The sequence below is a fragment of the Paenibacillus lautus NBRC 15380 genome (assembly GCF_004000945.1).
GTDB classification, from domain to species: Bacteria; Bacillota; Bacilli; order Paenibacillales; family Paenibacillaceae; genus Paenibacillus_AQ; species Paenibacillus_AQ lautus.
On the sequence record NZ_BIMF01000001.1, the window covers coordinates 121,211 to 146,817 of the forward strand.

27 protein-coding genes and 1 riboswitch are annotated in these 25,607 nt (G+C 48.7%); of the genes, 13 read left to right on the forward strand and 14 right to left on the reverse strand.

What is annotated here, in order from left to right; translation table 11 throughout:
* Positions 1–284: 284 nt before the first annotated feature.
* The 5 genes from PLA01S_RS00560 to PLA01S_RS31805 form a co-directional block, all read right to left on the reverse strand.
* The gene (locus PLA01S_RS00560; protein WP_100540740.1) at positions 285–683 is read right to left on the reverse strand and encodes a helix-turn-helix transcriptional regulator; all 399 of its coding nucleotides are present in this window, start codon (positions 681–683) and stop codon (positions 285–287) included.
* Positions 684–797: 114 nt separating this feature from the next.
* Positions 798–1,529 (reverse strand): hypothetical protein, encoded by a 732-nt coding sequence (locus tag PLA01S_RS00565; RefSeq protein ID WP_127589583.1) that lies wholly within the window; start codon positions 1,527–1,529, stop codon positions 798–800.
* Between the two features lie 185 nt (positions 1,530–1,714).
* Positions 1,715–2,176: a hypothetical protein gene (locus tag PLA01S_RS32330; protein WP_246059261.1), complete on the reverse strand. Its 462-nt coding sequence runs from the start codon at positions 2,174–2,176 to the stop codon at positions 1,715–1,717.
* Positions 2,085–2,450, reverse strand: a complete 366-nt coding sequence (locus tag PLA01S_RS32335) for a hypothetical protein (RefSeq protein WP_246059262.1) — start codon at positions 2,448–2,450, stop codon at positions 2,085–2,087. The genes PLA01S_RS32330 and PLA01S_RS32335 overlap by 92 nt, the downstream gene beginning before the upstream one ends.
* Positions 2,451–2,695: 245 nt before the next feature.
* Complete coding sequence (locus PLA01S_RS31805) at positions 2,696–2,854, reverse strand: hypothetical protein (protein WP_164817240.1); 159 nt, start codon at positions 2,852–2,854, stop codon at positions 2,696–2,698.
* A 222-nt stretch (positions 2,855–3,076) separates the two neighbouring features.
* Between PLA01S_RS31805 and PLA01S_RS00575 the strand changes: the two genes are divergently transcribed.
* The 6 genes from PLA01S_RS00575 (at position 3,077) to queF (ending at position 7,083) form a co-directional block, all read left to right on the forward strand.
* Complete coding sequence (locus PLA01S_RS00575; RefSeq protein ID WP_127589584.1) at positions 3,077–3,529, forward strand: cell division protein ZapB; 453 nt, start codon at positions 3,077–3,079, stop codon at positions 3,527–3,529.
* A gap of 54 nt (positions 3,530–3,583) precedes the next feature.
* A complete protein-coding gene (locus PLA01S_RS00580; protein ID WP_127589585.1) occupies positions 3,584–4,288 on the forward strand; it encodes an AIM24 family protein in 705 nt (234 codons plus the stop codon).
* A gap of 108 nt (positions 4,289–4,396) precedes the next feature.
* Positions 4,397–4,434: riboswitch (PreQ1 riboswitch) on the forward strand.
* Between the two features lie 133 nt (positions 4,435–4,567).
* On the forward strand, positions 4,568–5,245 hold the full coding sequence (gene queC, locus PLA01S_RS00585; protein WP_127589586.1) for a 7-cyano-7-deazaguanine synthase QueC: 678 nt from the start codon (positions 4,568–4,570) through the stop codon (positions 5,243–5,245).
* Complete coding sequence (queD, locus tag PLA01S_RS00590) at positions 5,242–5,733, forward strand: 6-carboxytetrahydropterin synthase QueD (RefSeq protein ID WP_127589587.1); 492 nt, start codon at positions 5,242–5,244, stop codon at positions 5,731–5,733. The genes queC and queD overlap by 4 nt, the downstream gene beginning before the upstream one ends.
* Positions 5,726–6,517, forward strand: coding sequence for a 7-carboxy-7-deazaguanine synthase QueE (queE, locus tag PLA01S_RS00595; RefSeq protein WP_371860366.1), 792 nt, complete (start codon positions 5,726–5,728; stop codon positions 6,515–6,517). The genes queD and queE overlap by 8 nt, the downstream gene beginning before the upstream one ends.
* 68 nt (positions 6,518–6,585) lie before the next feature.
* A complete protein-coding gene (gene queF / locus PLA01S_RS00600; protein ID WP_098742460.1) occupies positions 6,586–7,083 on the forward strand; it encodes a preQ(1) synthase in 498 nt (165 codons plus the stop codon).
* Positions 7,084–7,197: 114 nt separating this feature from the next.
* Here the strand turns inward: queF and PLA01S_RS00605 are convergent, their stop codons facing one another.
* The 3 genes from PLA01S_RS00605 to PLA01S_RS00615 all read right to left on the reverse strand — a co-directional run bounded on the left by PLA01S_RS00605 (position 7,198) and on the right by PLA01S_RS00615 (position 10,435).
* Positions 7,198–8,106, reverse strand: a complete 909-nt coding sequence (locus PLA01S_RS00605; protein WP_127589588.1) for an EcsC family protein — start codon at positions 8,104–8,106, stop codon at positions 7,198–7,200.
* Positions 8,107–8,306: 200 nt separating this feature from the next.
* Complete coding sequence (locus tag PLA01S_RS00610) at positions 8,307–8,780, reverse strand: Dps family protein (RefSeq protein ID WP_100540731.1); 474 nt, start codon at positions 8,778–8,780, stop codon at positions 8,307–8,309.
* A 206-nt stretch (positions 8,781–8,986) separates the two neighbouring features.
* Positions 8,987–10,435 carry a potassium/proton antiporter gene (locus PLA01S_RS00615; RefSeq protein ID WP_174819172.1) on the reverse strand — a complete coding sequence of 483 codons (1,449 nt, stop codon included), beginning with the start codon at positions 10,433–10,435 and terminating at the stop codon, positions 8,987–8,989.
* A gap of 191 nt (positions 10,436–10,626) precedes the next feature.
* On the opposite strand from PLA01S_RS00615, the gene PLA01S_RS00620 reads away from it, so the two are divergent.
* Positions 10,627–11,736, forward strand: a complete 1,110-nt coding sequence (locus tag PLA01S_RS00620; protein WP_127589590.1) for a GNAT family N-acetyltransferase — start codon at positions 10,627–10,629, stop codon at positions 11,734–11,736.
* Between the two features lie 239 nt (positions 11,737–11,975).
* On the opposite strand, the gene PLA01S_RS31810 is transcribed toward PLA01S_RS00620, so the two are convergent.
* On the reverse strand, positions 11,976–12,254 hold the full coding sequence (locus PLA01S_RS31810; RefSeq protein WP_164817242.1) for a hypothetical protein: 279 nt from the start codon (positions 12,252–12,254) through the stop codon (positions 11,976–11,978).
* A 79-nt stretch (positions 12,255–12,333) separates the two neighbouring features.
* Positions 12,334–12,996: a general stress protein gene (locus PLA01S_RS00630; protein ID WP_127589591.1), complete on the reverse strand. Its 663-nt coding sequence runs from the start codon at positions 12,994–12,996 to the stop codon at positions 12,334–12,336.
* Between the two features lie 236 nt (positions 12,997–13,232).
* Between PLA01S_RS00630 and PLA01S_RS00635 the strand changes: the two genes are divergently transcribed.
* Both PLA01S_RS00635 and PLA01S_RS00640 read left to right on the forward strand, forming a co-directional pair.
* Positions 13,233–14,186, forward strand: coding sequence for a class 1 isoprenoid biosynthesis enzyme (locus PLA01S_RS00635; RefSeq protein WP_127589592.1), 954 nt, complete (start codon positions 13,233–13,235; stop codon positions 14,184–14,186).
* A gap of 72 nt (positions 14,187–14,258) precedes the next feature.
* The gene (locus tag PLA01S_RS00640; protein ID WP_098742453.1) at positions 14,259–14,498 is read left to right on the forward strand and encodes an NHLP leader peptide family RiPP precursor; all 240 of its coding nucleotides are present in this window, start codon (positions 14,259–14,261) and stop codon (positions 14,496–14,498) included.
* 92 nt (positions 14,499–14,590) lie between these two features.
* On the opposite strand, the gene PLA01S_RS00645 is transcribed toward PLA01S_RS00640, so the two are convergent.
* From PLA01S_RS00645 to PLA01S_RS00655, 3 genes are all read right to left on the reverse strand, one after another.
* Positions 14,591–16,480 (reverse strand): ATP-binding protein, encoded by a 1,890-nt coding sequence (locus PLA01S_RS00645; RefSeq protein WP_174819173.1) that lies wholly within the window; start codon positions 16,478–16,480, stop codon positions 14,591–14,593.
* 149 nt (positions 16,481–16,629) lie between these two features.
* The gene (locus PLA01S_RS00650) at positions 16,630–18,543 is read right to left on the reverse strand and encodes a sensor histidine kinase (RefSeq protein ID WP_127589593.1); all 1,914 of its coding nucleotides are present in this window, start codon (positions 18,541–18,543) and stop codon (positions 16,630–16,632) included.
* A 196-nt stretch (positions 18,544–18,739) separates the two neighbouring features.
* Positions 18,740–20,191, reverse strand: coding sequence for a SulP family inorganic anion transporter (locus PLA01S_RS00655; protein WP_127589594.1), 1,452 nt, complete (start codon positions 20,189–20,191; stop codon positions 18,740–18,742).
* Positions 20,192–20,534: 343 nt separating this feature from the next.
* Between PLA01S_RS00655 and PLA01S_RS00660 the strand changes: the two genes are divergently transcribed.
* The 4 genes from PLA01S_RS00660 (at position 20,535) to PLA01S_RS00670 (ending at position 23,210) form a co-directional block, all read left to right on the forward strand.
* Entirely contained in the window at positions 20,535–21,239 is a 705-nt protein-coding gene (locus tag PLA01S_RS00660; protein ID WP_127589595.1) for a hypothetical protein, read from the forward strand.
* A gap of 280 nt (positions 21,240–21,519) precedes the next feature.
* The gene (locus PLA01S_RS31815) at positions 21,520–21,696 is read left to right on the forward strand and encodes a hypothetical protein (protein ID WP_164817244.1); all 177 of its coding nucleotides are present in this window, start codon (positions 21,520–21,522) and stop codon (positions 21,694–21,696) included.
* Positions 21,697–21,790: 94 nt separating this feature from the next.
* Positions 21,791–22,183: a hypothetical protein gene (locus PLA01S_RS00665; protein WP_100540723.1), complete on the forward strand. Its 393-nt coding sequence runs from the start codon at positions 21,791–21,793 to the stop codon at positions 22,181–22,183.
* A 304-nt stretch (positions 22,184–22,487) separates the two neighbouring features.
* The gene (locus PLA01S_RS00670) at positions 22,488–23,210 is read left to right on the forward strand and encodes a peptidylprolyl isomerase (protein WP_127590073.1); all 723 of its coding nucleotides are present in this window, start codon (positions 22,488–22,490) and stop codon (positions 23,208–23,210) included.
* A gap of 169 nt (positions 23,211–23,379) precedes the next feature.
* On the opposite strand, the gene PLA01S_RS00675 is transcribed toward PLA01S_RS00670, so the two are convergent.
* On the reverse strand, positions 23,380–25,512 hold the full coding sequence (locus tag PLA01S_RS00675; protein ID WP_127589596.1) for a class I SAM-dependent methyltransferase: 2,133 nt from the start codon (positions 25,510–25,512) through the stop codon (positions 23,380–23,382).
* Positions 25,513–25,607 lie beyond the last annotated feature (95 nt).

A 25,607-nucleotide genomic window follows, 5' to 3' on the forward strand; every position in this document is an offset into this window, starting at 1 on the left:
TTGCTCCATATCTCCTTCCTACGCCCTTGCTTAGGGACATCTACCGCCGTCTCTCACAATTACACATCCATTACATTTTTGGATGGATAAGAGAAATTATAGTTATATTATCATATAATCTTCTATTTTGGTATAATATCCCTATCCTAATTCTAATTTACTAGTACGTTCGCATCTCCACAGGAGAATGGTTATTTCCCTATAAACTGATAAAAACCTCGACGATAGTCACATGAATATGTGTACTTTCGTTCGAGGTTTAATTGTTACACGTAGTGGAACCGTTATAAACCGGTGGAGGATTCATCCCGGTCCCCGGCCTGAATTTCAGCTTTTTCCGCGCTTTGCTTATATACAGCAGCCAACACTTTCTCATAAGCGCTTTCAAATTCATCGGGCAGCATCGGCTTAACTTTTTCCAATATGGTCAACAGTTTAAATAACGCCTGTACCTCCTCTTCCGTTAAACCAAGCGGGTACATTGCAAAATGCCCGATAAATGTGTAACCGCGGCCTCGTCCTTGGTGAGTGATGGGAATATGCATGGCGCTGAGGGCATCCATATCCCGATAAATGGTTCTTTCGCTGGTTCCACAACGTTCGGCAAGCTCTCGAGCCAGTATACCTGGTCTTGCTTGTACAAGGGTAATGATTCTCATTAGTCGGATCAGTCGGTCTGTCATATGGCATTCTCCCTATCTTTCTAGTAAATTAGACATATTTTGTTTGACTGCTAAATAGTACATTCGACCCTGAAATCATTTTTCCTTTTTTATATACAGATTCTTGATTCCTAGTTAATATTTAAGCCTAAAGTCCCTTTTCCTGTTCGCATTTTCAGAAGATAATTGCCGATATGTATCCAGATACAATCCAATTAGTTGATAAAGGGTCTCTGCCTCCTTCAAATAATCCCTGTCACGAAATCGTATTGCGTATAAAAGCATCTCATCTGCCTGTCTGCGAATCATTTCTTCCCCTCGAGCCAACTTCCCCCGTTCCAGCTCTCTTCTTGCTTGCTCCAGAATGGAAGCATTCTGGTAGAACTTCAGCACCTTCTCAACGCGATAATCTGCCCTTCGGTATTTCAATGCCGTATGATTGCTGAATTGAAGCGGTATCGTTCGGGACGGCTGCAAAACCACCTTCTGCTTCTGAACATCCATATATGTCCATAAAGCAGTAATAATGGGATACACCCCCGATTGCCTAGCTCCGACACTCAGCTCAAGAACCAGCTGTTTGGATCTCCCTTCCGGCAAAGAGCCTAAAGACAACGAAATATTACGATCATTCAATATCTCACCATGGCATCCATACATATGTTCTACTTGAACGCGTTCCCCTAATTGAAGATGTAGTTGGACATCTTCAGCCATGCGCTGATTAAAGCCATGAGACTGCGTTTTTTGCTTTGACGCACCAGCCCTCCACTCGATCAGCAGAAAGACTTGACTAGTCCCCCCAGCGAATACATGGCTGTGGCTCCATGTAAAATCCGAAAACAAGCCAGACTGCAATACATCCACCTCTTTCCTCTTCTTCTAATAATGTACCAATACAGATGGACATCTTACTGTCATGGAACATATGTTCCCATTATGAATTCGACAAAAAAAGACCACAGCCCTATCAGCTGCGGTCTTTTAGTTATGCAGATTTTTGTCACATTTCGGACAAGGGAATCTTTTACTGCCTCAAATTTCCCTTATTCCTACAATAAAACGGTCTGTACAACGGCTAGAAATAGAACATAAATGCCTAAAGCAACCCCTAAAAACTTAATCCATTGGCTTGATCCCATGCGGTACAATTCGATAACGGCTGCGCTGTTCGCTGCCAATCCGGTCATTAAAGCCAATACAAGGATGAGGAATGCCAGCTTTAACGACATGAAACTGATCAATCCGCTTAAGATAAGCGCCGCTCCAAACGGCAGTTGGAAAGAGCCCATCTTCGCAATGAATTCCTTTATGTCAAGCTTCTGCTTCGTAACCATATTGCCCGTAAACCAGAAAGAACCTAATAAAATAACGGTTGAGAACAATCCCAGCAAAAGTGCCCGGCTCCCCATGCCGATATCGCTAAACAAGCCCGACATCATGCCCAGCCCGGAATAGAACATCTGCTTGATCCCAAGACCAAACAACCAAAAACCGATGATGCTGGAAGCCATCCCGATGATGCCGTAGAGCATGCCTGTCTTGATCCCCTCGCATATTAAGGGCACTCATCGGATTTTTCAATAGATTCAGCAGCACCTGTCCATCGACTTGAACGGCGGATGAAGTTTTGGCATGCGGAGCACCGGCAGATGCGGAATCTGCACGCCCTTGTTCCGGCTCCGCCGCTGCAGCCGTGTATTTCATAGGATTCCCTGAGGTGTCGTTAACGCATTGATGTGCGACGCCGTCCGTTAATTCGTTACCGCAATGTATACAATAGGCCATTTCTTCAAGCACTCCTTTTCTCAAATTATGATTTATGTATATTGGATCATCTTACAACCTAGTATTAAAGAAAATTGTATAAATTTGTAATGATATCTTCCCTAAACCGTCATATTCAGACGAATTCTCTGTTTTTTATCCAACGCCTATGCACAAAAGAATGAAGTTCCATTATGAATCAAACGCAAAAAAACCGGAGGCGTTCTCCGGGTTTTAAAGGCTTTTGATTTCATACACAGGGTCTATTAACCTATTTCTGCTGCCGAAACGGGTTTGGTATCCCCCATATGTCTTGATGTGCGTTGAATGGGAGCGTACGTTACTTTATCAATTAACAATCCGTTACCCACGGGCTTTCCATTCACTGTAATCATAATTTTCTTCACGTTGTTATCTTTCATCATGATCGAAATCTCCTTTTTATCTGCTAGTTCATTTTATGTTCATTTCGTATGGGATGGCTTCTATGCGCTTGTTTGATTACATTACCCTCCACATGAGCAAGTTAAACAACTTAGCTTCTAATAGATTCACTTCCCATGCGAATGTGGGTAATATATATTAATAGAAACCTGTCGAAATCTGATTCGTATTTACTATAAATAATCGAATGGTGGTGATCCCACATGCATAAGCCGACAAAATCCAGACTCATCCAACTTTCTCTCATACTGCTGGTGGCGGGGATCGCGCTGCCGGCCGGTGGACGGACCGCCAGCGCCAATTACTTTAACAATTTGTACGATAATATCCAGCAGTTCTCCGAACTGCCCGATGAAATAAACCAGCTCAAGAGCAACTATAACCAAGCCCTGCAGGAGCTTGATAAAGCCAGAATCGCTTCCGAACGGCTGCAGCAGCAAAATCTGACCCTGGCGGAGCAGAACTCCAATCTCGCGGAGCAGAACCAGCAATTATCCCAAATGGTAAGCCAGCTTCAAGAGGCTGAAGCCACTCGAAAAAGTGGGGCGGAGCGTTTAAAGACCGTGGCGATCACCGCCGTGGCATTGGCTGCCGGATACTTTGTCATCATTCGCATCCTGCGATTCGGCATGCGCCGAACGAACCGTTCTAAATAGGACAAGCTTTTATCCAGATCCCTACCATTCAACCAGGCAAAAGGAGGCGCGGCCATGATTATCCGAATGGAAGATGCAGCGGGCAACGGAGCGGGACAAGCGGTTACGTTCTCCCTAACTGAGGGGGACACGGCCCATGTCCTTCATCCTGAGCAAATCGTTGCCTATCGGGGTCCCTCCTCCGGACGCAGCGACCGTCTCATGAACGTAAAGGGCATATACCGCAAGAAAAAATTGATTCGTGCCGATATTACAGGACCCAGCCAATTTACAGCTGCGCTCCCCCCAGGCTTCAACATGCATGAAATTCAGCTGGAAGGCGAACAGGACATGCTCTATGATTTTCGTCATGTTTTCTTTTACACCCAGTTTGTTACGATGCAGACAAGAATACTGAAAATCAAAAATATGCTGGTCACGCGAGACGCCATTAAGATGAAGTTTTCCGGAAATGGCAGCATCGGCATTCTGACCCAAGGTCCGGTATGCAAAGTCAAGCTGCATCCTACCGAGCCTTTGTATGTAGACGCCGGAAGCATCATCGCCTATCCCGAAGCGGCTAAGCTGGACCTGACCGTATATGGCAATCATCTCGCCAGCCAGCATATGAACTATCACTGGAAGCTGACCGGTGACGGTTATGTGTTGTTTCAAGCGGGACGCCAGAATCAGCGGCTCGTGGACGAATTAAATGATGAAGGCATCATCAAGCGTTTTCTGCGGGAAGCAATTCCCTTTGGCGGAGTGTTTATCAAATAATCGAGCCGTGTTATAATGGAGGGCATAATCAGACTGCATGCTGGATCTTAACACCCAACATGAGGTCACAAGGACAACAGAAGACAATCCATGCGCCTATCGCGGTGTATGGGAGAGGTTCGTGAACTCCCTCTATAAAAAACTATCGTGTCTTATTCGGTGCTACACCCTAAGAATAAGGCTTGTTTTTTTACGGATTCAGTTCAATGAACTTCTCTTTCTTCTACAGGTTCAGCCCTTACGGCTGCTCTTAAATTATGAAGGATGAGAGGTTTTTTTATGCTTAAAAATGAAAAAGCGGTCGTTGTTTTCAGCGGTGGTCAAGACAGCACCACCTGTCTGTTCTGGGCGAAGGAACGCTTCGCCGAAGTCGAAACCGTCACCTTCGATTATGGCCAACGCCATAAGCTTGAAATAGAATGCGCGGCACAGATCGCCAAGGAACAAGGCGTGAAGCAAACGGTGCTCGATATGAGCCTGCTTAATCAGCTGGCGCCGAATGCGTTAACGCGCAGCGATATCGAAATTGCCGAAGGCGACGGCTTGCCTACTACGTTTGTGGAGGGACGAAACCTGCTGTTCCTCAGCTTTGCCGCTGTGCTGGCCAAGGGCATCGGTGCAAAACATCTGATCACGGGTGTATGCGAGACGGATTTCAGCGGTTATCCCGATTGCCGGGACAGCTTCATCAAATCGCTCAACGTTACGCTAAATCTAGCAATGGATTACCCGTTCGTCATTCACACGCCGCTTATGTGGCTCGACAAGTCGGAAACCTGGGAGCTCGCCGACCAGATGAATGCACTCGAATACGTTCGTGACCATACGTTAACCTGCTATAACGGTATCAAGGGCGACGGCTGCGGAGAATGTCCCGCATGCAAGCTGAGAAAAGCGGGGCTCGACAACTATATGCAGCGCCGTAACCGTGTATCCGAAGGGGGGCGCATGATATGAGCCGCGAGCCCGGGGCTTTCCGCATCGTAGAGCATCTGCAGAAGCTTGGCGAAGACATCGATGCCGGAAGCCTGCGTTATCACCGGAAGCGGGTGCTTGTCTCCAAAGAGTTTACCTTTGATGCTGCCCATCATCTGCATTGCTATGAGGGAAAATGCAAGAACTTGCACGGCCACACGTACAAAGTAGTCTTTGGTATCAGCGGTATTCCCAATGAAGTGGGCATTACCGTGGATTTTGGAGACATCAAGGATTGCTGGAAAACGAGTATCGAACCGTATCTGGATCACCGATACTTGAACGAAACCTTACCGCCAATGAACACAACAGCGGAAAACATGGTGGTCTGGCTGTTTGAAAAAATGGAGGAAGCCCTCCGCAGCAGAGAGTCGCACGAGCAACAAGGCACACGAACCGAATTCGTCCGCCTGTTCGAGACGCCGACCAGCTACGCTGAGGTCAGACGGGAGTGGATGATCGATGAATAATGTGCATGTTAAGCCTGAGAACGATTCAGCTGCCTCCTCCCCTGTCATAGCAGTGGACCGTCCGATTCCCGTGATGGAGATTTTCGGTCCTACCGTTCAAGGTGAAGGCATGGTCGTTGGACGCAAGACCATGTTCGTTCGTACGGCGGGCTGCGACTATCGCTGTTCCTGGTGCGACTCCGCGTTTACGTGGGACGGTTCCGCCAAGGACACCATATCGCGCATGAGTGCAGACGAGATCTGGCAAGAGCTGTACCGGCTGGGCGGCGAACGCTTCGATCATGTCACCCTGTCGGGCGGCAATCCCGCTCTCCTCTCCCAGCTCGGCACGCTTGTGGATGAGCTGCACCGACACGGAATTACCGTTGCTGTGGAGACCCAAGGCTCACGCTGGCAGGATTGGCTGAATGATATCGATGAAGTGACCATCTCCCCTAAACCGCCAAGCTCAGGTATGGATACGGACTGGGGCAAACTCGATGATATCGTCTCCCGTCTGTCCGCACGGGCGCCCGGTAGATCCTTCAGCCTCAAGGTTGTCGTATTTGACGATAAAGACTTAAGTTATGCGGAAACGGTCCATGAACGATACCCGAACGTGCCGTTTTATTTGCAGACCGGTAATCCCGATGTAGGTACAGGCGATACCGCTTCGCTGGTCTCCCATCTGCTGGATCGGTACGAGTGGCTTGTCGATGTCGTCATGCAATCCGACCGGTTGAACGATGTGCGTGTCCTGCCTCAATTGCACACGCTCGTCTGGGGCAATAAACGCGGAGTGTGACGTTGTAATAAAAAAAATCGCTACACTTGATTGTGCATTTATTAATATTAATAAAGGAGCTATCCCATATGGCTGGAAGACAAAAAGAAGAAATGGAAGACGTTACCCTGCTCGGCAACCAAGGCACGAAATACACGTTCGAATATGATCCCGGCATTCTGGAGAGCTTTGACAACAAGCATCCCTACCGGGATTACTTCGTCAAATTCAACTGTCCCGAATTTACAAGCTTGTGCCCGATTACAGGCCAGCCGGACTTTGCAACCATCTACATCAGCTACATTCCGGATATTAAAATGGTGGAGAGCAAATCCTTGAAGCTGTACCTGTTCAGCTTCCGCAATCACGGGGACTTTCATGAGGACTGCGTCAATATCATCATGAATGACCTCATCGAACTGATGGATCCGAGATATATCGAAGTGTGGGGGAAATTCACCCCGCGGGGCGGCATTTCCATCGATCCGTATTGCAATTACGGTCGTCCGGGGACCAAATACGAGGAGATCGCCGCGAACCGTCTGATGAATCATGACCTGTATCCGGAAAAAGTGGATAACCGATAGAAAGCCTTTTGCGTGAAATACGTCAGTTCTAATTACCGTAATGATGATAAAAAGGGTTGCCCGCCTATGGTGGGACAACCCTTTTTTTGTCATTTCATCAGGAGGAATAAACGATTACAGGGGATATTCCATATTCCTAAGCCGGTAATTCAGACGACGCTTCTTGTAGAGCATTTTCCCTGCCTCTGCCACATCGCTGATCGTCCCTTTGTTACTGATCGAACCGAATACAATCCCGGCAATCGGAATCAGCTGAAACAGCTTCTTCATCCCGAAGTTATCGGTATACGACTGAACGACTTCACGCCAGCCCTGCAGCTGTGAGAATACCTGCTCCGTCATTTGTTCATCATCAAAACTGGCGAGCTCCTCAAGCACCGCTTTTTTTCCCACGATATCGGCAGATGCAAACTGCAAGCACTTCACGATAAACACCCGCTCCCGGGGATCGTTCGGATCATACCCGTAACAAAGCGCCATCTCCTGCAGCACCTTGAGCGATTGACCAAGCACCATCGGCAGATCGGCCGCAATCGTAAATATGCCCCCGATTCCCGTTGCTGCTCCTTGCGCTGCGGCGAATTTGACGCGTTTTACCGTCAGCGTATCCGCTGCGGTATCCATGACTTGGAGCGGCAACTTCGCTGCAGATGCCAAAGAAAGCCCGGTAGCCGCTGCCACCCCTCCGTCCTCATCTTCCACTTCCATGTATTCCTCCTGAGCGGACTTTTCGGAAGGGCCGGCACCCACATTCGGACCGTTCAATCCTGCTGTCTGCGCCAAAACATTCAGAACCGACTTCTCGCGAACCAGATGCTTCCCGCCGCTCTGAATAAATCCGCCTACCTCATTCAAGGCGCTTCCGATTTTCTCTTGAACAGCCTTGGGCGTGAGGCGATCCAGCAGCATAAAGGGAATTCTTCCGAGCTTCTCCCAGAACATGACGTCCTTCTGCTCTTTCTCCCATTTCAAAATCTCTTGAAGCTGCGATTCCAGCTGTTGTCGTGATTCCATCTCTGTCATCCTCACTACTCCTATCCGCAATTAAAAATAACTATAAACTGTATACGTTGCGCATTGAAGAAAGACGCAATAAATTTCAAATTTAATCTTACAACATCACTCGCAAGGTGAACAAAAAAAAGAGATCGACCCCTATCAGGTCGATCTCCCTCCCTATATTCGCAATCCGTCATGAGACGGCAAGCATACAAATGTGAAATTTATTTACCCAAGAAGGCATTCAGCATCCAGGAATGCTTCTGTACATCGCTGACCATACCGGTCAACAGATCGGATGTAGCGTCGTCCCCTTCTTGATCCGCGGCTGCGATCCCCGCCTTCAGTTCACCGGCAAGCTGCTCAAAATCCGCAACCAGCTGTCCGACCATCTGTTCAGCCGTGTTCTCATTGGAAACCTCTTGCAGCGTAGCCAGCTTCAAATATTGCGCCATGCTGGCTGCCGGTTTACCGCCAATAGCCAGCATCCGCTCGGCCAGCTCATCCACATAACCTGCTGCTGTGTTGTACAGCTCCTCGAATTTCTCGTGCAGCACGTAGAACTGAGGACCCTTTACATACCAGTGATAGTGGTGAAGCTTCACGCCAAGCAAACTCCAGTTAGCTACCTGCGTGTTCAAAATTTGTTGAAGTTCATCGGTTGTCGTTCCTTGTGTTTGTTGGGTTAAGTTACTCATCTATATCGTCTCCTTTGTTATTGTATTTAGACTTATTCTAAATCCTTGTATTAATCATAACAGATTCTTGTCTCTTTTGCAAAGGGAATTGAAACTTATCAGATGAAGATAGGATGAAGAAATTACCTCCTATTTATACCTATCCTAATTTATTTTTAAGATCAATTGCTATGATAGGCATCATATTTCTCCGGCCGCGAAGAACCCTAAGACAACCCCAGGATCGTTTTCATTTCCTTCCGCTTTTGCTTCGGATTCATCACATATAAAGTATCCCCTGCCTCAATAACCGTACTCCCCCTAGGCGTAATGATACGCTTCTCCCGAATAATAGCCGTAAAGAGGATATCGTCCGGCAGATTCAACTGCTGAATCTCCTTGCCGATAATGGGCATATCCCCATCCACCAGAATGTGGTTGATCTCGGAATCCGCTTTTCCAAGAGCCATTAACTCTAATAAAGTCGGCGCTTTGGCTTTATCCTTCTCCACCAACGAAAGCTTTTGCGTGAGCGGGGAGATCGTGGTGCCTTGGATCACCGCTGAGGTCAACACAACAAAGAACACGACATTAAAAAACAATTCTCCATGCCTGATTCCCGCCAGAACGGGATATGTAGCCAGGACGATCGGTACGGCCCCGCGAAGGCCCGCCCATGAAATTAATATTTTCTCCCGCACGACAAATTTGGTAAACAACAGGCTGCTGAACACGCCGATCGGCCTGGCAATAAATATGAGAATCAAGGACAATAACAGTCCTTGCCATACGACTTCCGACAGCTCGTTCGGGAAGACAAGGAGCCCGAGCAGCACAAACATGACGATCTGCATCATCCACGCGAAACCTTGGTTAAATGCTTGAATCGTCTTGCGGTACGTCAGCTCGGTATTGCCGAGCAGCAAAGCCATAACGTATACGGCCAGTAAACCGCTGGCTCCAAGCCATGCGGCAGCGGCATACGTCAGCACCGCGAACCCCAATGCCGTCACCGGATATAAACCCGAGGAATCAAAATTGATGCGATTGATCACATATACGGCCAGCATCCCGATAAGAACACCGATAACCAGTCCCAGTCCCATCTCCATCACGAAGGAAAAAATAAGACCGATCAAATTTAGTTTCGGGTGTTCGATCCATTCGATTAAGGACACGGTTAGAAACACCGCCATCGGATCATTGCTTCCGGATTCAGCCTCCAGCGTCATTCGAATCCGTTTCTTGAGATTCGTTCCGCCGAGAACCGAGAAGACGGCCGCTGCGTCCGTCGAACCAACAATCGCACCAATTAACAGCCCCTCTTGTAACGAAATATCCAGAATGAATGCCGCGCATATTCCAACGACAACCGTTGTCAGCAAGACACCTATCGTGGCAAGTGCAATGGCCGTCCCCATAACCGGCTTGATTTCTTTGAAATCGGTCTGCATCCCGCCTTGAAACAATATGACAATCAGCGCAAATATCCCGACCAGCTGTGTGAGCTCCGCATTATCGTAATATATGAAGCGACTGAGAATCATCCCGATGGCGATAAACAGTACTAGGGCGGGCATGCCGAAGCGAGAAGAAAACTTGGTGGTCAGTACGCCTGTCAGAAGCAAAGCGCCGCATAATAAAATCATGGAATCAACAAAACTTGGCAAGCTCATCCCTCCGGTGTCAGATTCGTAAGTTATATTACCCGAAAATCACCCCTTCCTCGCACACAACAAGTGCCTCTTCAAGAATCGATTACGACGGAGCCGGACGGACAAAGAAGTTGCAAACGTTTACTGGATATTCCACACCCAATGACTTTATACTGGTAACAAGCGACATACATAGGGGAGGCGTCAATCGAGTGAACATTTCTATTATGAAAAGCGATCAACTACATCAAGCTGTTGAGCTGTCCGACCGTATTTTTCTGAAGCAGCCGGAACAGCCTTCTATGGGGGTATCCTTTCCTCCGATATTCTCGCCGGGAATCAGCCATTCCTACGGTGCCTGGGATCAAGACAAACTCGTCTCATTCATGGGATTCGTACCATTTTCCATCCAGACTCGCGGTGCAAGGTTAAATATCTATTCCATCGGCTCCGTCTGTACGGATCCGGATTACCGAGGTCAGCGCCTTGCAGGCAGTCTCCTGGAACAGTGTATCCGTCATGGCGAAGCTTCCGGTGCATCCTTAATCCTCATTTCCGGCGGCAGATCCCTGTATACCCGGGCAGGCAGCCGTTTGTTCGGCCGTGCATTCCGCTTCCGTCTTGACCCGGGCGTCATTGAGCCCTTACGGGCGGTGACGGAAAAACAAGTGCGCATTCGGGCAATGCAGCCGCAGGATCTGTTCCACCTTCAAAAGCTGATGGAGCAGCGGGAAGCCGGTTATGTTACCACGGCTTCGGAGCTTAACAAACTGCTGGGTGCAAGCGCCTACTCCAACGTGATCCGCCTTGAGCAGCAGGTGCTTGTCGCCGAAGAAGACGGCGTGTTGACCGCATTTGCCATCATCGCCGTGCCTGGGACCGTGATGACTCCTTCGAGGGAGTCTACCCTTGTAGAATGGGGAGGAAGTCCTGAAGCGGCTTCACTTGTCATCGCCGAGGCGATCTCTTCCTTCAACCTTTCAGAGCTAACGGTTCCGCTGCCTTGGCAGGATAAAGAGCTGGCAGCATTAATCCAATCTGCCGGCATTACGCCTGAATATATTCAAAATGAGGGAACCGTTTATGTAGTTAGCGGCCCACAACTGCTCCGCCAGCTGGCTCCTGTGCTGCCTGAGGAGTTGATTCAGGCAGATGGCGAGCATGGACCTTACCGTCTTACCCTGAATAATCAAGCATTGGAACTGGATGATGAGGGTTTACTCTCGATCCTGTTTGATCCGGAATCATCTTATCGGGCTAACGGCAGCGTAACCTTTGAACCTATCCCTCTTCCGTACACAGCGGGTCTTCAATATATTTGACTTTAGTAGGTAGACACTGAAGGTGCATTTGATCCTTACCCTTAACGGGGAGGTTCATTTGCACCTTTTTATTCACAGGTTTTATACCTGAATTATTCTGCCTGACAGCACAGCACTGATATTCATACCGACGATGGCCGTCCGCCTAATTTTAACTGGATGTGTGCCCTTCTTCTCCGCTTCCACATAGGATGAGATAACTATCTGGCAGAAAGAGGTGCATGGCTTGAGTCATCATCCTAAAAGAGGCCTTCAATCCCAAACAAACCTTGGTATTCCAGGGCTCTTCCCTGGATACCCGTTCTATCCTTATCCATACTATCCACCTTATTATCCATTCTTTCCTTACCCTCCGTTTTATCCGGGATATCCTGGTGGCCATGGATATCCCGGACACGGGCATGGACATGGTCCATGGCATCCTGGCGGTCCTGGTGGTCCCGGACACGGACACGGACCTGGTGGTCCCGGTTACGGGCCGAGGGGTGGGCTGAGACAGCGCAGTAAGCGGTAAACACTCGTTAAACGCAATAATAAACCGCCCGGATTCATCCCGGGCGGTTTATTATTGATAATCCATATTTTTAAAAATAACCCTTATCGTCTCTTCGAGATCTCATCCCGATCCGGACTAATGGCACCGCCATTACCATCACCATAACCTTGATACAGATTAGGGTCCGGAACCGCATCCTCGGTCGCAGCCGCTGCTTCAGAGCGTGAATCTACTGCCGCACCGGTACCGCTATAGGTGCCTTCCTCACGGTAATGATGTTCATTGAGGGCGCTATTGCTGCGGAATATATCATATACCCGGCCACCGTTCGTTTCATCTGCATCCACCATGACTAGAATATGGCCTTCGTCCACATACCCCCCGTACTCCTCAGCTTGCTCTTCCGGAATTCCCAGGCCAATCAAACCACCGACCAATCCGCCCGCGCCGGCGCCTACGGCTGCTCCCGTAAGTGTTGCCGCGATCGGACCAGCCGCGATGATCGGACCAATGCCTGGAATAGCCAATGCACCTAAGCCGGCCAGCAATCCGGTTACACCGCCTAACACACCGCCTGTGGCGGCACCGGATGCCAAGCCCTCAGGGGCCTTGGTGCCGGTCTCGTCCTGAATATGAGAAGATTCTCCGCGATCCTTGGCAATGACAGAGATTTCATCGGCTCTGAAACCTTGCTGCTTTAGATCCTCAATGGCCCGGGTTGCTTCCTGCTCCGTCCGAAAAGCTCCTACAATTTTCTGAGTCATATGAATTCCTCCTAAATGGTCATTTTCGATGTATCGCTGTACATCCCTAACTTAAACGCCAGTCGCGATAATCAAACAATAAAACCGATGTACCGCCTGGAAAAGAACCCGTCGCAGCATCAAAAATCCCACATTTACCCATTTTATAGGACTGGTAATATTTAACTCTTCAAATATTCATGTTAATATAGCAAGTAAGCACTTGTTCCTTAAAAATAGAATAGGTTGGTGATTCCATGAACTGGTTCAAGCCTTTCGAGGACGATCTTGCTGCCGCATTCTCAGTCTGCGAAGCAAGGCTATCCGAGCTCCCTGCTCCCTTGAATGAAATCGGTCTTTCATACTTGAGAAAGTTTGACGTGTTCGAGCAGGACAGTTCCAAAAATTACATTTGTTATCTGCTTCCCTTCTGGATGAAAGAACTGACCGCACTCCCCGCCGATGTATACCGTCACCTCTCAGCGGCCAACATTATCGGCATGTTATACTACTTCATTCAAGATGACATAATGGACTCGCCCCATGACAGTCAGTCTCCCATAGATCCGAAACACCATCTCGCACTTGCCAACCTGCTGTATTACGAATTTCTCACATCCTATCAACCATACTTTTCAGCGAATTCCGACTTCTGGTCTTATTTCAAAAACTACACACATGAATGGTCCGAAGGCGTCCTCCACGAAACTCGGGACGATTACTTCAAGCACAACCGAGCCATGATCGCAAAAAAAGCGGCTCCCGTAAAACTGGGAAGCACAGCCGCATTGCTTTTATCTGATCAAGCAGGCCTCATTCCACGAACGAATGATGTAATGAACCATGTTCTGCTTACCTTGCAGATGATGGACGATTGGACCGATTGGAAGCAGGATCTTGCGGATGGCAGCTACAACTGCCTGCTGTCTCTCATTAAATCGGAATTGGGGCGACCACGCGAAGCGAACCTGACGCTGCCCGAAGTTCAAGAAGCCATCTATGTTAACAACATGTTGAAGCCCTATGCAGACATTGCTGCAGCGACCCACGCCCATCTCTTATCGGTAGATATAGACGCCCCCCATCTCATCTCCTTTCATCAAACGATGGTGGATGAGCTTCAAGCCGAAGCGAATCATATCGAAAACAGTAAAGAAACCCTTTCTTTTGGCGGGTTAAACTATTATTTGTCTATTCTCAGCAAAAAATAATAGATTTTATATTTGTTCCATGGTATTCTTTAAGAGTAAAAAATAACCAATTTATTTGAAAGGGTGATTCTTATGACGACAGAAGCCATCTTTCAAACACAATTGATTCAGAAAGCTTGGGAGGATCCTAGCTTTAAGGCAAAATTGCTCAGCGATCCGAAATCCGCCATCAAGGAAGTTCTTGGGGTACGGATTCCCGACCACATCGAGATTCGAACACTTGAAGAGAACCCTAACGAGCTGTATCTGGTCATTCCTCCGAATCCATCAGGCGTGATCAAGTCAGAAGCCAAAGAAAGAGCCATCTGGTAAAGACTACATAACAGCTTGGACATTTCATAAATAGATGTAATCCGTACAAAGAGTGGGGACGATCACCGTCATCGCTGCCGCAGCTTAGCGAATTATTCGCCAGCTGCGGGAAGCGTAATGACGGCATCCGTCCCCACTCCTTTTTTACTCGTAAAATAAACGTTTCCATCCATCGCCTCGATAATTCGGAAGGTCACCATCAGGCCAAGTCCCGTCCCCTTGGTTTTGTTGGAGAAATAAGGCTCTCCCAGCCGTGCCAACACATCCGGCCCCATCCCTTCGCCATTATCCACAACATGTATAAATACCTGGTCCTGCTGGCGATAGCAGCGGATATGAACCAATCCCTCTTCGCCCAGCGCCTCGATGCTATTCTTAACAATGTTGATGAAAGCCTGCTTGAATTTCGAGGAATTCCCCCGAATCGTAATATCCTCCGGAATATCCACGGTGATCTTACCTCCTTGGAGGTGGGCAAGCGGGCCAAGTATGCCTTCGATATGCTTGAACTCCTCCGAAACCCGAAGCACGGTGTCTTTGCCGAACTCCGGCTTAGCAAAGGTTAAGAAATCCGTAATAATGCCGGAAGCACGGTCCAGCTCCACCAGAGCCAAATCCAAATATTCGCGTTCCGTGGCTTGGGCTTTTCCGGTGAGAAGCTGCAGGAAACCCCGCGTTACTTGCAGCGGGTTACGAACCTCATGCGCCACCGATGCTGCAAGCTCACTGATAATCTCCATTTTCTCCGAACGCTGCAGTTCATTGTTGAACATCTCAAGCTCCTTGGAGTATTGAAGAATCCGTTCGTGATTTTTGGCAAAATGCCGCCCGAGAATGACGATCAGGGCAATAATGAAGCTGACAATCCCCCATTTCCATAGAAAGAGATTGTAGCTGCCCCGGGTAAGGAAAAATTGCAGCAGCTCGCTTAAGCCCACAACAGCGAATACCGCGAAGCCTGCATTAAAAATAACAGCGTCCTTATTTCCCTTAACGGCATAATACATGGAGCTTCCGACCAGCAATACAAATTGAACGATCATCACAACACCCATGACCTGAACGGAGAAGAAATAATACAGGTCAAACCATTGATTCGAACCCCATTGATTGATAATCAGAAACAGCCCGCAAAACAGCGAGTAGCATATCTGGAACTTGCGGAGTTTGCGCAGCGTGCCCTTCCAGCCGGGCCCGAAGATTTTTTCAAAAAAGAGACTGAACGAAGGAAGTAAGATAAATAATGAGATGTCATATAAATGAGTGTAAAGATTTCCATATTGATTAAAAATCGTATAAAGAAACGGGGAGTATGTAAACACCAGTATGCCTACAGATAAAATAATTAAAGATAGGGATAAAACCGTGACCAAATATTTTCTGTTCAGAAAAATAGCGCAGATCAACATCACCAATGCGATAAATATAAAGGCGCTCCCGAGAATGATGTCCATCAAATTCGACTTAACAAACCGATTAAACATGTCCTGATAATCGCCGACAAGGATTTTCCCTTCAATCATCACATGATCCCTGGCGGTCTCCAGCCAGATGTGAAGATCCTTGCCGAGCATGTCCTGGTGCAAAGGAAGCAGGATGTAATTAAGCTCATAATTGTACGTTCGGGTAGATTCGTAAATCTTCTCGTGGTCCGCATAAACCGCAACCTGCTGCCCGTGGAGCTTATCAATCAAAATGCCAGGGGATGCGGATGCGATCTCGGGAATCTTCATATGAATCCACGCGGATGCCTTGGTATGCGGCTTAAAAGGCTTCGAAACACCGGCCGAAGTTTCCATCCAGTCATTGATGTGGACGGGCACGCTCTCCGGTATCCCCCGGGATTCCGACCAGAGGATTCTCCACTCCTCAATCGCTGCACGAGCTGCCGTTTCTTCGGTGGCAAAGACAAGCCTGGGGAACCCCTGGCTTAAAATAAAAACGATGATCAGGAACACAGCGATCTTCCATCCAGACTTCATGGACGCACCTCAAACATTATAATGAGTAAAACTCTTATTGTGTTATTCGATGCAACAAAACCTTCCACCTTCTAATATTCGGAAAAATGATAAAATTTTCTATTAAAGATAGAACAAAGAGAGATACCGTTATGGCATCTCTCTTGAATTTATACTTCCCCTTCCTGCGAAGCAGGTACGGACGGAAAGCGGATAATAGCCTCGGTCCCGCTTCCTTTTTCACTAACAAAATGAATGGTGCCATGCATTGCTTCGATGATTCGAAAGGTAACCATCAGGCCGAGCCCCGTCCCTTTGGACTTATTGGAGAAGTAAGCCTCGCCCAGTCTCTCAAGATCCCCGGCGTCCATTCCGATGCCGTCATCTTTGATGTGAATGACCACTTCTTCACCCTTGGCATAGGCCCATAGGCGAATAACCCCTTCTCCATCCAGTGCTTCTATACTGTTCTTGACGATATTAATCATCGCTTGTTTCAGTTTGGAAGAATTACCGGTCATGTATAATTCCTTCGCGTTATCCAGCTCGATCGAGCCCCCGCTGAGATTGGCAAGCGGCAGCAGGATGCCTTTCACATGCTTCAGCTCCTCATACACATTCAGCTTGACCTCATTCTCCAATTCTGGCTTAGCAAACGTGAGGAAATCCGTGATGATCCCCGAAGCCCGGTCCAGCTCCTTCAGCGCCAGGCCAAAATACTCCTTTTCCGCCTGCTTGGAATTCTGCGCCAGAAGCTGCATAAAGCCGCGTGTCACTTGCAGCGGGTTGCGAACCTCGTGTGCAACCGAGGCGGCCAGCTCGCTGATGATCTCCATCTTCTCTGATCGCTGAAGTTCGTTATTAAACATCTCCAGCTTTCTGGAATACTGCAGCACTTGCTCATGGCTGCGGACGAATTTACGGCCCAGCATGACAATCAGGGAGACAATCAGTCCGATGATGCCCCATTTCCATAGAACGAAATGATATTGCCCGTCATGGTAATAAAAAGCCGCAAGATCTCCGAGCGTCGCTAACGCCATTATCCCGAAGCCAACAGAAAAGATATAAGCGTCCTTGTTCCGCTTGGAAGCATACAGAATCGTGGTACCGACCAGCAGCATCATTTGCAGGATAACCAGAATGCCCAGGATCTTTACCGAAACAAAATAGTAGATCTCGTAAAATGAATGATGGCTGACAACATGGGCAACTAGAAATATCAGGCACATTCCGGAGTAAGCTATTTGAAATCTTCGGCAGTAGCGAATGACTCGATAGGGCCCGGGACCATATATTTTTTCAAAATAGTAATACAGCGCCGGCAGCACGGCGAAGAGTGAAATATCAAACACCGAGACCCACACGCTGCCTAAGTCTCCATAGAACGTGTATAGGAATGGCGAATACGTAATAAGCATAGCCCCGCTTGCCAGAATGACGACGCTAAGAGACAACCAGCTGGATACCGTATGCTTTGGAAGGAATAAGCAGCAGAAGAACATGACCACCGCGATAAACAGAAACGAGCTGCCCAATATGAAATCTTCCAGGTCATTCTTGATAAAACTTCCACGCAGATGCTCATATTCGCCAAGTATAATATCGCCATCGATACCTAACGTCATATCCCTGACGCCGTTGGTCCATATATAAACGGTCTTGCCAGCATCATCCGGATGGACCGGGAGCAGAAGAGAATGATCCGTATACATATAGTCTCGTTTGGCTTCATACACCTGTTCATCATCCAAAAAAGCCAAAACATCCTGTCCCTTGATGCGGTCAATCATGATGGCCGAATGTTTCCAAGGGAGAGCGGGCAAAGTAAAACGATTCCATGCTGAATACACCCCATCTGACTTTGGGGGTTCCTTCTTGCCTGATATTCCCGCCAACCAACTTCCCTGCAGGTTGACCGGCGAAACAACATCCTGTTGTTCGTCATCCCACATAAACTGCCAATCAGGTATCACGGTTTGAGCATTCTTTGCGTCCGATTTTCCCGGTGATATGATCGATATAAGCAGCAGCAGCGGCACCATCAGCAGAAGCAGGAATATGTATTTGGGCATATCCTTCATCTTGTCAGCACCTCTAACCGTCTATAGTCAATAAAAGTACGCATTTTCTCCATCCAGATGATTCGACAAACTTCGTGTTCATTTACAATCAATATAACATGAAACGTCTGTTCCGTTTGTAAAATTTTTATTACATATAGGCAAAATGAAAAGGGATTGCCCTTAACCCTAAGGTTAAAAGCAATCCCTTACGTTTCTAGTGTGTGGAGCTTGAAGCAAGGCCGACTTTATCAACCATCCGCTGACTCTCGTCGTTCAACCCCACGAGCGTGATGGCTTTACCCGCTTCCTTGTACTTATTCAATACCTTGGAAATGGCATTTGTGGCTGACTGATCCCATACATGGGATTTGGAAAAATCAATCACGACATGCCCAGGGTCCTCATTCACGTCAAACAGGTTTATAAAATACATCATCGTTCCGAAAAATAATTGCCCCCGGATTTCGTATATCTTCGTACCGTTTGGCTGCACATGCGGTACCGCATGGATTTTTGCCATTTTCCAGCCGAAATTCAGCGCGCTTAAAATAATACCAATCATGACCCCGATGGCCAGATTATGCGTTGCCACCACGATGATTACCGTTGCCAGCATGACAATGGCATCACCTAGCGGAACACGGTGAAGCGTGCGAAGCGAACCCCATTCAAACGTACCGATGGAAACCATAAACATAACCCCGACAAGCGCTGCCATAGGAATTTGTTTCACAACATCGCCGAGTACAATGATGAGAAACAGCAGGAACACACCGGACACCAGCGTTGATAACCGGGTGCGACCGCCCGATTTCACATTAATCACCGTCTGTCCGATCATGGCGCAGCCGGCCATGCCGCCGAAGAACCCAGTGATCACGTTCGAAACACCCTGACCGCGGATTTCGCGGTTCTTGTCGCTCCCGGTCTCCGTCATCTCATCCACGAGCGACGCCGTCAGCAGCGATTCTGTCATCCCGACGACGGCAAGAGCCAGCGATATAGGCAAGATCGTCATGATCATATCCAAACTGATGGTTACATTCGGAAGGTGGAAGAACGGAAGAGCCTGCGTAATGTTGCCCATATCCCCCACCGTTTGCACAGGAGCTTTGAACCACACCGCGATGATCGTCATCACGATGATGGCAACAAGCGCCGAGGGAACCGCTTTGGTAACGAGCGGCAGCAAATAGATGATAAGCAGTGTTCCGATGACCATCAAGTACATGGGCCACGATTCGCCCTTGAAATTCGGAAGCTGGGCCAGAAAAATAATGATGGCCAGGGAATTCACGAACCCGGTGATGACCGGCTGGGGAACAAACGTAATAAACCGCCCAAATTTGAGCGCCCCCATCAACAATTGCAAGATTCCTGTAAGAATGGTTGCCGCATACAAATACTCGATGCCGTGCATCGCCACGAGCGGTCCCATTAATGATGCCATGGCCCCTGTCGCTGCGGAGATCATGCCGGGACGTCCGCCGAAGAATGAAATACTGACAGCAATCACGAAAGAGGCATAGAGTCCTACCATGGGATCGACGCCAGCCATGATGGAGAATGCGATCGCTTCCGGTATGAGAGCAAACGCTACCGTCAATCCTGACAAAATATCCCTGCGTGTGTTGCCAAAGAAGCCTTGTTTAATCCATTGAAACAAAGTCCTGATCACTTCCTGTTCTATTGTAGTTGTTTGACAATCCACTCCCAGGATTGTCCCGGTCCGATAGTCACTTTTTCGATTATAACGGGATCATTTCAAAATATCATTATCTAATTTAGCGGATCTATTCCACGCAATCATTCATTTTCTCCAGTTTGTGTTGGATTTCGTCCTTTTTTCTAATTTGAAAATTTTCATAATACGGCAAATGACAGGGAAAGATAGAACTTGTTTGGTTTTATCATAACCTGAAGGTACCTACGATTCATTCTAGATTCAGCGGGTAATGTCGATGTATAGAAACCTATTGTGTTTGAACTCAAGGAAGGAGATGGACCATATGCGAGACGAAAACAATCGGAATACGCTGGCAGACTTGACATATTTGGAATTCGAGGCCAAACGGAAAGTCGAGGATACGGATATGATTCCGCAAGATGATCTGAGAGACGTCAACACCTACACGGAGCAAAGCCTTAGCAGCGAAGACGCGGATCATATCGCGTACGATCAGAATGAAGCGGCACCTGCGGATGCGAAACCGGAGGAACGTTTGAACCCGGATCACAGCACCATCGATGCATGGGAAGCTACCGGTGCGGATCCCGATCAGCGGACCATTGCCGATGAGAGAAACTTTTCCTTATCACCCTCAGGGCAGGCTGAAGCAGACCGGATAGAACGGGATCGACCCGTCGATGAAACCTACATGCACGATGTCGCAGATGATGTAACGGATCGGGAATGGCGGGCCATCGAAGGTGAACCCCCTTCTCGCCCCGGAGACGAAATAATAGGCCAATATTCCGGCGATACGGAGCGGCGCCTTGCAGCTGACGCTTCATTAACCGGCAGCGGGACTGCGTTTTTAAACCAGGACATTTTTAAAGATTACCCGTCCGGAGAAGATGAGTACCAGCCGCTGGAGGATGTACCGGATGCCGACGCTATTGCGGCTAATAGCCCGGTGGACCCCGCCGCCCCGCCAACGGAACAGATGCACGGTACCGATCTACTGAACGGCAGCCATGGTGAGGACGACTAAACCTGCAAAACCCGCCTCTCCTAATAGGAAGGCGGGTCTTATTCTTATATGGGTACGATCCTCTATTTTCCGAATATGATATCCAGCCAGCCGAGAAGTGACATCCACAGCAGGATGCCGATCAAGGTACCCCATATGAGTGCTGTTAATATGTTTCCCTTTCTTTCCATGCCTATGCCTCCCATACAACATCTTTTATAGTAAAACAGTATGGGTCGAGCTATCAGTTCTTATACTAGCCCTGCATTTCAAAGACTAGATTTAATAGGAGGAACAGCCAATGAAGAAGCATTCTGACGAGAACCCACGTTTAGTGACCGAACGCGACATTGATGAGGATTTCGGTCTGTTTGTTGAGGATTCATATCCGGACAGTATTCCGATTCCCGACAGCATCAAACACGAGAAGCCGGATGGCAGTGAAACGAGCAACCGCGGAAACTCTTCATCTTCCTGATCCTTCACGCCAGATATGCGAACCTCTACGTTCACCCATGTCATACCTTCCAACATACACTACACCATACGACCCTGGAAGGATGATGCTGAATATGAAAGGATTGCCGATCCATCCCTGCGGCCATAAAATCACGCTGCAGCAGCGACTGGCCTCTTTAACCGGTCATCTGGTAGAAATCAACGCACCGAACACTGGTTTGGAACCCGGACGTTTGCAGCGGGTATTCCCAAAAAATTTCATTAAGGTTCAAGGCGAGCTTTTTGTGCCGTCCAGTCTCAACTCGGTTCGGGTATTTGATGTCAAGCCGCCGGTCAAAACGATGCTGGTCGGTGTGCGGACCACCTTCCCTACCCGCGGTGCCTTTAACCGGATTCGTCTGATCAGAATCGGAGCCGATTTTATTGAATTACTCGCCAAGGATAAGAACCGTTCCCGGATTCTGCTCCCTTTAAACAAAGTGGAGGGCATATTTCCGGTGAAGTAGAGACAGTTAAAAGTCCCTTTCCCTTAAGCTTCCAGACTTGCGACAAGTCCGGAGGCTTATTTTTTGATTATAGATGCGAGCTGAACCCAACTCGATCATCGTTTTCAGCGAAGCTGAATCGAATCTATAATCGCAAGGAAAACATCCTCCAAACGCAGTCTGGCCTCTGTGACATTTCTTCGATAACGTTTTCTTAATGTATACTCCGCTCTTTCGATTTTCAGTACTTGTCCAACCTGTGATAAAATATGAAACAGATTAAATACTTAAGGCTTGATAAGGAATTACACAGGAGGAATCAATGATGTTGAAACGCAGAACACGCTGGATGCCCGCCCTATTCGTCATCCTTGCGCTGCTGCTCGTCATGACGGCATGCGGTCAGAATGACAAGGGAGCCGAAAGCGGCGCAGGCGGCGGAACGGGCTCGACGAACGGGGCTACGGCACCCGAAGCGGAACCCCCGAAGGAGACCGAGGTTAAGCAGAATGTGCCGGACCCGAACGCCAGCCACCCCATTGTCACGATTGAAATGGAGAACGGCAAAAAGATAAAACTTGAGCTTTATCCGGAGGTCGCGCCGAATACGGTGAACAATTTCATCTCCCTGGTGGAACAAGGATTCTACGATGGGACGGGCTTTCACCGCGTCATCCCCGGCTTCATGATTCAGGGAGGCGACCCTGACGGTAACGGAACGGGGGGACCTGGCTACGCGATTCCCGGCGAATTTACGTCCAACGGCTTTCAGAATGACCTGAAGCATACAACAGGCGTATTATCGATGGCCCGAGCACAGGATCCAAACTCCGCCGGATCGCAATTCTTCATCATGGTGGCGGATGCGCCTTCACTGGATGCCCAGTACGCATCCTTCGGAAAGGTGATCGAGGGAATGGAAACGGCTGAGGAGATCGTGGGTTTGGAGCGGGATCAGATGGATAAACCGCTTGAGGTTCCCGTCATGAAGAAAGTGACGGTCGATACGCTCGGCAAGGATTATCCGGACCCCGAGAAGCAGGAATAGCATCTTTTCGGATAAGCACTGCCTTGCAAGTTCATGCATTGGCACATCCCGGATCACTTGTGAACATAGTGACATCGGCAGGTTTTACGACACAAACAAAACATGGACCCGTACGCGGAAACGAGCGTACGGGTCCTCTTTTTTTAAGATACAACCTATTATTGTCCCTTTAGGAATGAGCCGGCTTCTCGATAACATACAAGCAAGTGCTGTCAGGCAGCGTCACCGGCTTCCCTTCTTCATCCATGAATTCAATGCGATCAGCCAATGCCTCGGCATATCCTTCCTGCAAATAGTGCTGCTGCACGCGGATGATCGCCTCGGGACCTAGCGTCCTGCGTATACACTCCGCATACTGCGTAGGCGTAAAGTAGCCGAATTGCTCCTGCACCTCATGAACATAGGCTTCAGCCCCCCAAGTATAGGTATACAGGAACTCCATTGCATCGTTTACGGGCATGCGCACTTCCGTCTCGGCCAGCTGCTCGTATGTTATGACCCGGCCCTTGAAATCCGAGGCATACCGGGTCAGCCATTCCAGCCCGTCCGCCTCCCGGAAGCGAATCCTTCTCCAAATGTCCCCGGGCTCGGTCATAATCCCGTCACGGATAATGATACGGCCGCCGGGTGCAAGCACTTCGTAGGCACTGGTCAGCGCGGCCTCCACAGTGGCTGTATTGAAGCGGGATCCGTCCATCTCAATATACGAATACAACTCATGCAAGATCGAGGAGAAGATGACCGTATCGACACTTCCCGGCTTCACGTAGTCCCTGAGATTCAGCGCGTCCCCTTTCATCACTTCCCATGTTTTATGCTCCAGGCGTTTGCGTTTTTCCAGCGCTTCAATCACGTTCGAGGAGATATCGATCCCGACGGGACGCACATGCGGCAGTCGTTCCTCGATCAGGTCAAGCAGCACCCCGCCCCCGGGACCGATATCCAGCACCGCCGTTCCCGTGATATAATCCAGAACCACTTTTTTGTAATCTCCCGTGCTATTCATATCGCTCAAGTAACTCTCTTCGTTATGAAAGCGGTCGTAAGCATCTCGGCGCAGGCCGAACAGGTCAAACAGGAGCAGAACCGCTTTCTCATAGAGCGGCGACTTCTCCGCTTCGATGCAAAATTCAATTAATTTCTCCGCCGCTTGCGAGAATTCGAAGGTAAAGAATACCGTATCCGGCAGCTCCGGCTTCCATTCGATCCGGTGGCTCAGATGCGGATTGGCCATCACCGGCCCATGAAGGCAAGCCTCCCAATCCGTTTGGCGCAAATATTGCTCAATCATTCTCTTCTTGTATACGTTCAGCTTCTTGACGCCTTTGTAATCGTAATACATATCGTTCATCAGCGGCTCAAAGCTTAAGTGGCTCACCGAACCCGGCAGCAGCTGATCTCGCTGCCCCTCCGCAACTTGCCGATCCGGATCCCTCTTCTCCGTATGGAGAGCAAGCAGAAGAACCTTCACGAACTCATCCAACGAGAAATCCTGCAGGGCAGCTTCCACATACCATAGTGTCATATCCTGAAATCCATGCAGGGCAGCTGACAGATCACTCTGCTCACGAATGCTTTGTAGCTGCTTATCGAAGTCTTCTCCCCGGGCAATCGAAGCGGACCGAAGACGGCGCAGCCGTTCCTCGTAAGTCCACCGATCCGGTACGGTCCCTTGGGCAAGATTGCGAATAAGCTGAGTTATTTCTTCCTGAACGGAATGCCAAAGCTCCTCCGATACGCCACCGATGATGCAGTGATTCAAAGGGATTAGCAGCCGGATCAACTCATCTGAGGTCAACCGTCCTTCCTCCGTAAGCTTATGTAGCGGCAAGTTTTCTTCGAAGGCGACTTCCCCCCGAATGTGTTGCCCGAGCAGTCCATGGGTAAGTATGAGTGTGTGTACCATCTCTTCATGCGGAGACATGGTTCCATTGCTGTCCCGAACATGTCTCTCGTATAGCTGAGCGGACCCGATATTATGAAGGAACAAGTTGATACCCGACTGCTGCCAGCGGAGCCGTTCCCGCATGGTTCCGCCCTTGGCCGTTTCCGCCCACACCAGTACTTCTTCCAGCAGTTCTTTGATCCAATAGGAAACAGGCAGCGAATCCAGTATCTTCAATGTCCGTTCTACATAATCCAGCACGGGATTTGCATGGGCCAATTGACCAATGGAGGTAATCCGTTCCAGATTCACGATTCGTTCTTCGGCCGATACCAGTTTCATTAACCATGGATGCCTCTTGGCAGCCGCTTCATCCCCCTGCCGAAAAGCGGTTATGATGTCCAGTGCGTGCAGCATAGGTTGTTCCTCCACTTCCTGAAATAATAATGAACACGTTTATGCATGTTTTTTCGCTGCTACGATTATAACAAATTCCTGTCGATGGATCGCAA